The sequence below is a fragment of the Aquabacterium sp. genome, assembly GCF_021768455.1.
Taxonomy (GTDB): Bacteria; Pseudomonadota; Gammaproteobacteria; order Burkholderiales; family Burkholderiaceae_C; genus Aquabacterium.
The window spans coordinates 1-5,939 of the sequence record NZ_JAIZVX010000198.1 but is presented as its reverse complement, the minus strand read 5'-3'; the positions used below and the strand labels follow the sequence as shown (position 1 = coordinate 5,939).

The following is a 5,939-nucleotide window of genomic DNA, read 5'->3' as shown; positions in this document are numbered from 1 at the left end:
GGCTTCATCCCGCCGGACGACCTCTCGCAGACCCAGGTGTCGCTGTCCTTGCCGCCGGGGTCCACCTTTGCGCAAACGCGCGAACTGGCCGAAAAGGCCCGCGAGATCGTGCAGAAGCACCCGCACGTCAAGCTGGTCTACACCGCCATTGGCGGTGGCGCGACGGGCGGCGACCCCTTTGCACCCCAGGGGGCGGCCGAGGTGCGCAAGGCCACGCTCACGCTCAACATGACCCACCGCAAGCAGCGCCCCGGTGTGAGCAAGCAGGACATCGAAGGCGAGCTGCGTTCGGCCCTGGAAGCCCTGCCCGGTGCCCGCGTGAACGTGGGCTTTGGCGGCTCGGCCGAGAAGTACATCCTGGTGCTGGCCGGTGAAGACGGCGACGCCCTGGCCGCCCACGCCCAGCGCGTCGAGAAAGAACTGCGCACCATCCCCGGCATCGGCAACGTCACCTCCACCTCCAGCCTGGTTCGACCTGAACTGGTGGTGCAGCCCGACGCCGCCCGCGCCGCCGACCTGGGGGTGAGCACCACCGCCATCGCCGATGCCCTGCGCATCGCCACCCTGGGCGATTACGACCAGTACCTGCCCAAGCTCAACCTCAGCCAGCGTCAGGTGCCCATCGTGGTGCGACTGCCGGCCGAGGCCCGCACCGACCTCGACCTGCTGGCCCGCCTGCCGGTGCCGGGTGCGCGGGGGCCCGTGCCGCTGGGCAATGTGGCCAGCCTGCGCCTGGACAGTGGCCCCGCCGTGATCGACCGCTACGACCGCCAGCGCAACATCAATTTCGAGATCGAGCTGAACCAGCAGCCCCTGGGTGACGTCGAGCGCCAGGCCCTGGCCCTGCCCAGCCTGCAGCAGATGCCGCCCGGCGTCACGCAAACCACCGTGGGCGATGCCGAGGCCATGGGCGAGCTGTTTGCCAGCTTTGCCCTGGCCATGGCCACCGGTGTGCTGTGCATCTACGTGGTGCTGGTGCTGCTCTTCAAGGGCTTCATGCAGCCGGTCACCATCCTGGCGGCGCTGCTGCTGTCCATCCCGGGGGCCTTTGTGGCGCTCTTCGTGACGCACACGGCCTTGTCCATGCCCTCGATGATCGGCCTGATCATGCTCATGGGCATCGCCACCAAGAACTCCATCCTGCTGGTGGACTACGTCCTGATCGCCCGCAACGAGCACGGCCTCTCGCGCGCCGAAGCGGTGATCGACGCCTGTCGCAAGCGCGCCCGCCCCATCATCATGACCACCATCGCCATGGGCGCCGGCATGATGCCCATCGCCCTGGGTGTGGGGGTGGACCCGAGTTTCCGCGCGCCCATGGCCATCGTCGTCATCGGCGGCCTGATCACGTCCACCTTCCTGAGCCTGCTGGTGATCCCGGTGGTGTTCACCTATGTGGACGACCTGATCGCGCTGACGGGCCGCGGCCTGCGCGCCCTGAAGGGGCGGCGGGGCCAGGCCGCGGTGCTGCCGTCCTGATCAGTCCTGCACGCGCTCGATCACCATCGCGATGCCCTGACCACCGCCAATGCACATGGTGATCAGGGCGTAGCGGCCTTGGATGCGCTGCAGCTCGTAGATCGCCTTGGTGACCAGGATGGCCCCCGTGGCGCCCACCGGGTGGCCCAGCGAGATGCCCGAACCATTGGGGTTGGTCTTCTCGTTCGGGAAGCCCATTTCCTTGGACACGGCACAGGCCTGGGCGGCGAACGCCTCGTTGGACTCGATCAGGTCGAGGTCGGCCACGGTCAGTCCGGCCTTGGCCAGGGCGGCCTTCGAGGCCGGCACGGGGCCGATGCCCATGTATTCGGGCTCGACCCCGGCATGGCCGTAGGAAACCAGGCGCGCCAGGGGCTTGAGGCCCAGGGCCCTGGCCTTCTCTGCAGAGGCCATCACCACGGCACCGGCGCCGTCGTTCAGGGTGGAGGCATTGCCCGCCGTGACCGTGCCTTCTTCCTTCTTGAAGGCCGGCTTCATCTTGCCCAGCGAGTCGGCGGTGGTGTCGGCCTTGACGCCTTCGTCGGTGTCGAACAGCACCACGCCCTTGCGCGTCTTGATCTCCACCGGGACGATCTGTTCCTTGAACAGGCCTTCGGCCTGGGCCTTGGCGGCGCGCTGCTGCGACTGCTCGGCGTAGGCGTCCTGCTGGGCGCGGCTGATGTCGTAGCGGGCGGCCACGTTCTCGGCGGTGATGCCCATGTGGATGTTCATGCGCGGGTCGTGCAGGGCGCCCAGCATGAAGTCCAGCATCTTGACGTCGCCCATGCGCGCGCCCCAGCGGTTGCTGGTCACGAGGTAGGCGCCCCGGCTCATGGATTCGGCACCGGCACCCACGGCGATCTCGCAGTCGCCCAGCAGGATGGACTGCGCTGCCGACACGATGGCCTGCAGGCCCGAACCGCACAGGCGGTTGACGTTGAAGGCCGGGGCCTCTTGCGGCACACCGGCTTCCAGCGCGGCCACGCGGCTGATGTAGGCATCCTGTGGCACGGTGGGGATCACGTTGCCCAGCACCACATGGCCCACGTCGGCGGGTTGCACACCGGCGCGCTCCAGCGCGGTCTTGATCACCAGGGCGCCCAGCTGGGCGGGGGGCACATCCTTGAGCGAGCCGCCAAAGCTGCCGATGGCGGTACGGGCTGCGCCCACGAAAACGACGTCACGGGTCATGGTGTGTTCCTTCCGAACGGATCATCAAATGGAGAATGGGGCGCGTGCAACGCCATCTGGCGGAGCGCGTTGTCAAATTATCACTGATCTCCATGGTGAAGGTACATGTTGGTACCTGCTTCGGGGGATACCCGCCCGGGTGGCGGGCTCTCTGGCGTGTGCAGGGCGTGCGCGGGGTGCCTTCAGGGCCCGATCACGCGTCGATCATGGTTCGATCAGGCCTTCTCGCACCGCCAGCAGCGTGATCTCGGCCTGGTTCTGCAAGCCAAGCTTTTGCTTGATGTTGTAGAGGTAGGTGCCCACGGTGGAACTGGAGAGCTGCATGGCCTCGGCCAGCTGGGCCACGGTCTGCCCCTTGGCCAGGCCCAGAAAGGCCTCGAACTCGCGCTCCGAGAGCCGCTCGACCAGGGGCGCGCCGGCATCGGCGTCGTCGGCCTGCAGGCGCTGGGCGATCAGCGGGTCGATCACGATGCGGCCGGCCATCACATCGCGGATGGCCTGGGTCAGCGCTTCGGCCGCGCCGCGCTTGGAGAGGTAGCCGGCGGCGCCCGCCTTGAGGATGCGGCGCGGGTGGCTCACGTCTTCGTGCGCTGATAGCGCAAGGATCAGCGCTTCACGGTCAAAGGCGAGGATGCGCTTGACGGCCTCGATGCCGCCCATGCCGGGCATGGTCAGGTCCATCACGACCACATCGGGGCGCAGGGCGGGGTACAGCTCGATGGCGTGCTCGCCGCTGTCGGCCTCGCCGATGACCTGGATGTCGGGCGTGGTCTGCAGCAGCAGGCGAAAGCCCATGCGCACCACGGCGTGGTCGTCGACCAGCAGGACCTGGATGCGGGGGGCGGGCGAGAGGCTCATGGGGAATGGATGTGATCGGGGTGGACGGCGGCGTCGTGCGGTGACCAGGGCAGCTCCACCTTGAGGCTCAGGCCGTGGTGCACGCTCAGGCCGGGCGCGAAGTGGCAGTGCCCACCCAGGGCGGCCACGCGCTCCTGGATGCCGACCAGGCCGTAGTGGCCCGGCGCCTGCCAGTGGGCGGGCAGGCCCTTGCCGTCGTCGGCGATGGTGAGGCTCAGTGCAGCGGGGTGGCGCACCAGGCTCACGGCCACGCGGGTGGCCTCGGCGTGCTTGATGGCATTGGTCACGGCCTCCTGGGTGATGCGGTAGAGCGTGGTGGCCAGGGCGTCGCTCAGGCCCTCGGGCAGCGGGTCGAGGTGCAGCTCGAAGACGATGCCGGGCTGCAGCTGGCGCCAGTCGACCAGCAGGTCGTGCAGGGCGTCTGCCAGGGCCAGCCGGTCGAGCGCCAGCGGGCGCAGGCGGGGCAGCATGCGGTGCAGGCTGTCGTACATCTCGCCGGTCGTGCGCATCAGCAGCTGCGCCACCTCGGCCTTGTCGCGCGCAAAGGCCGGGTCCTGCAGCAGCACCTGCGAGAGCGTGCGCACCGCCGTGAGTTGCTGGCCGAGTTCGTCGTGCAGCTCGCGGGCGATGCGACCGCGTTCGGCCTCCACCCGCGCGAGGATGACCTGGTTGAGCTCGCGCGACTGGGCCAGATCGGCCTGGGCCTCGCGGGCTTCGTCGCGGGCGTGCAGGTTGTCCTGCACCGCCTGGGCCATGTCGTTGAAGGCCTGGCTGATGAGCGCGGCCTCGCGGCCGGGCAGGGGGGGCAGGCGGGTGTCGAAGTGGCCCTCCTGCAGGCTGCGCAGCCCGGCTTCGATGCGGCCCAGTGGCCGCAGGCTGTGGCGCAGCAGCAGGGCGGTCAGCGCGCTCAGCAGCAGCAGGCCTGCGGCGGCATAGGTCAGCAGCTCGCGGAAGTCGTCCCAGCCATCGAGCACGGCGCGGGACGGGTCGGCCTGCACCTCCAGGTGGCCTTCAGGCAGGGCGATCTGGCGCGGCTGGGTGTCGGGGGTGACCAGGTTCGCGAACCAGGCCGGGGCATAGCGGCCGGGCTTGTAGGGCGATTCGGGCGAGGTGTAGACCAGGACCTCGCGACCATCGAAGAGGCTCAGGCGGTTGGCCCGCACGCGGCCCAGGCCCTTGAGCATGAGCAGGGCCTCGTCAAAGGGGCGCTGCTCCACCACCTGCAGCACCTGCACGGCCACGCGGTTGGCGGCCTCCACCTCTTCGCGCACGCTGCGCCGCGTGCCGTCGATCTCGCGCCAGGCCAGGCCGGCCAGCATCAGCCCCATCAGCAGGGTCACCAGCAGCTGGATGCGCAGCCTCAGGCTCATGGTGTGAGCCCCTGGTCTGGGTGCGCAAAGGCGCCGTGCGTGGTGAAGTGGGCCACTTGGGCCTGCATGGCCGCGAGCATGGGCGCGCCAAAGGGATCGTGGCCCGCTTCGCTCACCCACTGCAGCACGCTGCCGGGCCAGGCCTGGTGCAGCAGCCAGGCGTTGCGTGGCAGGCAAACGAGGTCGAGCTGTCCGTGCAGGACCAGGCCGGGCAGGCCTTCGAGCGACGCGGCCGCGTCCAGCAGAGCGGCTTCTCCCAGGAAGCAGCGCTCGCGCAGGTAGCGCAGCTGGATGCGGTATTTGGCGAGCAGGGCACGCAGGGTGTCGTCGTGCTCAGGAAGGGGGGGCAGGTGCAGGTCCGTGGCCGCCTTTGCACAGGGCGCTTGCCCCGGTGCGCCCAAGGCCTGTTCCCATTGCAGCCAGGCGGCCAGGGCCTGGCGGGCCAGGGCGATGTCCCGTGTCGTCACGGTGGCCTGGTTGTCGTTCAGGGCGTGCCAGCCTCGCTCAATGAGGTCGGCGTGCACGGCCAGCACCTCGGTGGCGCGGCTGCCCGTGTGCAGCCCAGGCAGGGATACCAGCTGGGCCCAGGGCTCAGGCTTCAGCGCACCGGCACCTTCGGCCGGCCCGCCCAGGAACCAGCGCAGATCGGGCTCACCGGTCAGGAAGCTGCCGCGCAGCAGCAGGCCCAGGCAGTCGGCGCGGTGGGCGCTGGCATAGGCCAGGCCCAGGCTGGCGCCCCATGAGCCACCGACCACCAGCCAGCGTGCGATGCCAAGGTGGCGACGCAGGGCGTCGAGGTCGGCCACCAGGGCCTCGGTGGTGTTGCCCTCCAGGGCGCCCAAGGGCAGGCTGCGGCCGCAGCCGCGCTGGTCGCACTGCACCACGCGGTGGTGGCCCAGGTCGAAAAAGCGCAGGTGGGCGGGCGAGCTGCCACTGGCCGGCCCACCGTGCAGCACGAGAACCGGCAGGCCGTGGGGGGCGCCAGAGACCTTGAACCACAGGCGGTGGCCATCGCCACGGTCCAGCCAGCCTTCGTCCGCC

5 protein-coding genes are annotated in these 5,939 nt (G+C 69.7%); 1 reads left to right on the top strand and 4 read right to left on the bottom strand.

Annotation, left to right across the window (positions count from 1 at the left end; genetic code table 11):
- Positions 1-1,479, top strand: a 1,479-nt coding sequence (locus tag QZ994_RS18260) for an efflux RND transporter permease subunit (protein ID WP_290877013.1), incomplete at its 5' end; no start/stop codon positions are given.
- Here QZ994_RS18260 and QZ994_RS18255 read toward each other — a convergent pair.
- The 4 genes from QZ994_RS18255 to QZ994_RS18240 form a co-directional block, all read right to left on the bottom strand.
- Positions 1,480-2,670, bottom strand: coding sequence for an acetyl-CoA C-acyltransferase family protein (locus QZ994_RS18255; RefSeq protein ID WP_290877010.1), 1,191 nt, complete (start codon positions 2,668-2,670; stop codon positions 1,480-1,482). It abuts the gene before it with no gap.
- Positions 2,671-2,874: 204 nt separating this feature from the next.
- On the bottom strand, positions 2,875-3,528 hold the full coding sequence (locus QZ994_RS18250; protein ID WP_290877008.1) for a response regulator transcription factor: 654 nt from the start codon (positions 3,526-3,528) through the stop codon (positions 2,875-2,877).
- Entirely contained in the window at positions 3,525-4,898 is a 1,374-nt protein-coding gene (locus tag QZ994_RS18245; RefSeq protein ID WP_290877005.1) for a HAMP domain-containing protein, read from the bottom strand. Before QZ994_RS18245 ends, QZ994_RS18250 begins: the two co-directional genes overlap by 4 nt.
- A partial coding sequence (locus QZ994_RS18240) for an alpha/beta fold hydrolase (protein WP_290877002.1) occupies positions 4,895-5,939 on the bottom strand: 1,045 nt, incomplete at its 5' end. The genes QZ994_RS18245 and QZ994_RS18240, both read right to left, overlap by 4 nt.

Excerpts from the sequence above, each read along its gene's own strand:
- QZ994_RS18255 (WP_290877010.1), bottom strand. The coding sequence starts at position 2,670 with ATGACCCGTGACGTCGTTTTCGTGGGCGCAGCCCGTACCGCCATCGGC.
- QZ994_RS18250 (WP_290877008.1), bottom strand. The coding sequence starts at position 3,528 with ATGAGCCTCTCGCCCGCCCCCCGCATCCAGGTCCTGCTGGTCGACGAC.
- QZ994_RS18245 (WP_290877005.1), bottom strand. The coding sequence starts at position 4,898 with ATGAGCCTGAGGCTGCGCATCCAGCTGCTGGTGACCCTGCTGATGGGG.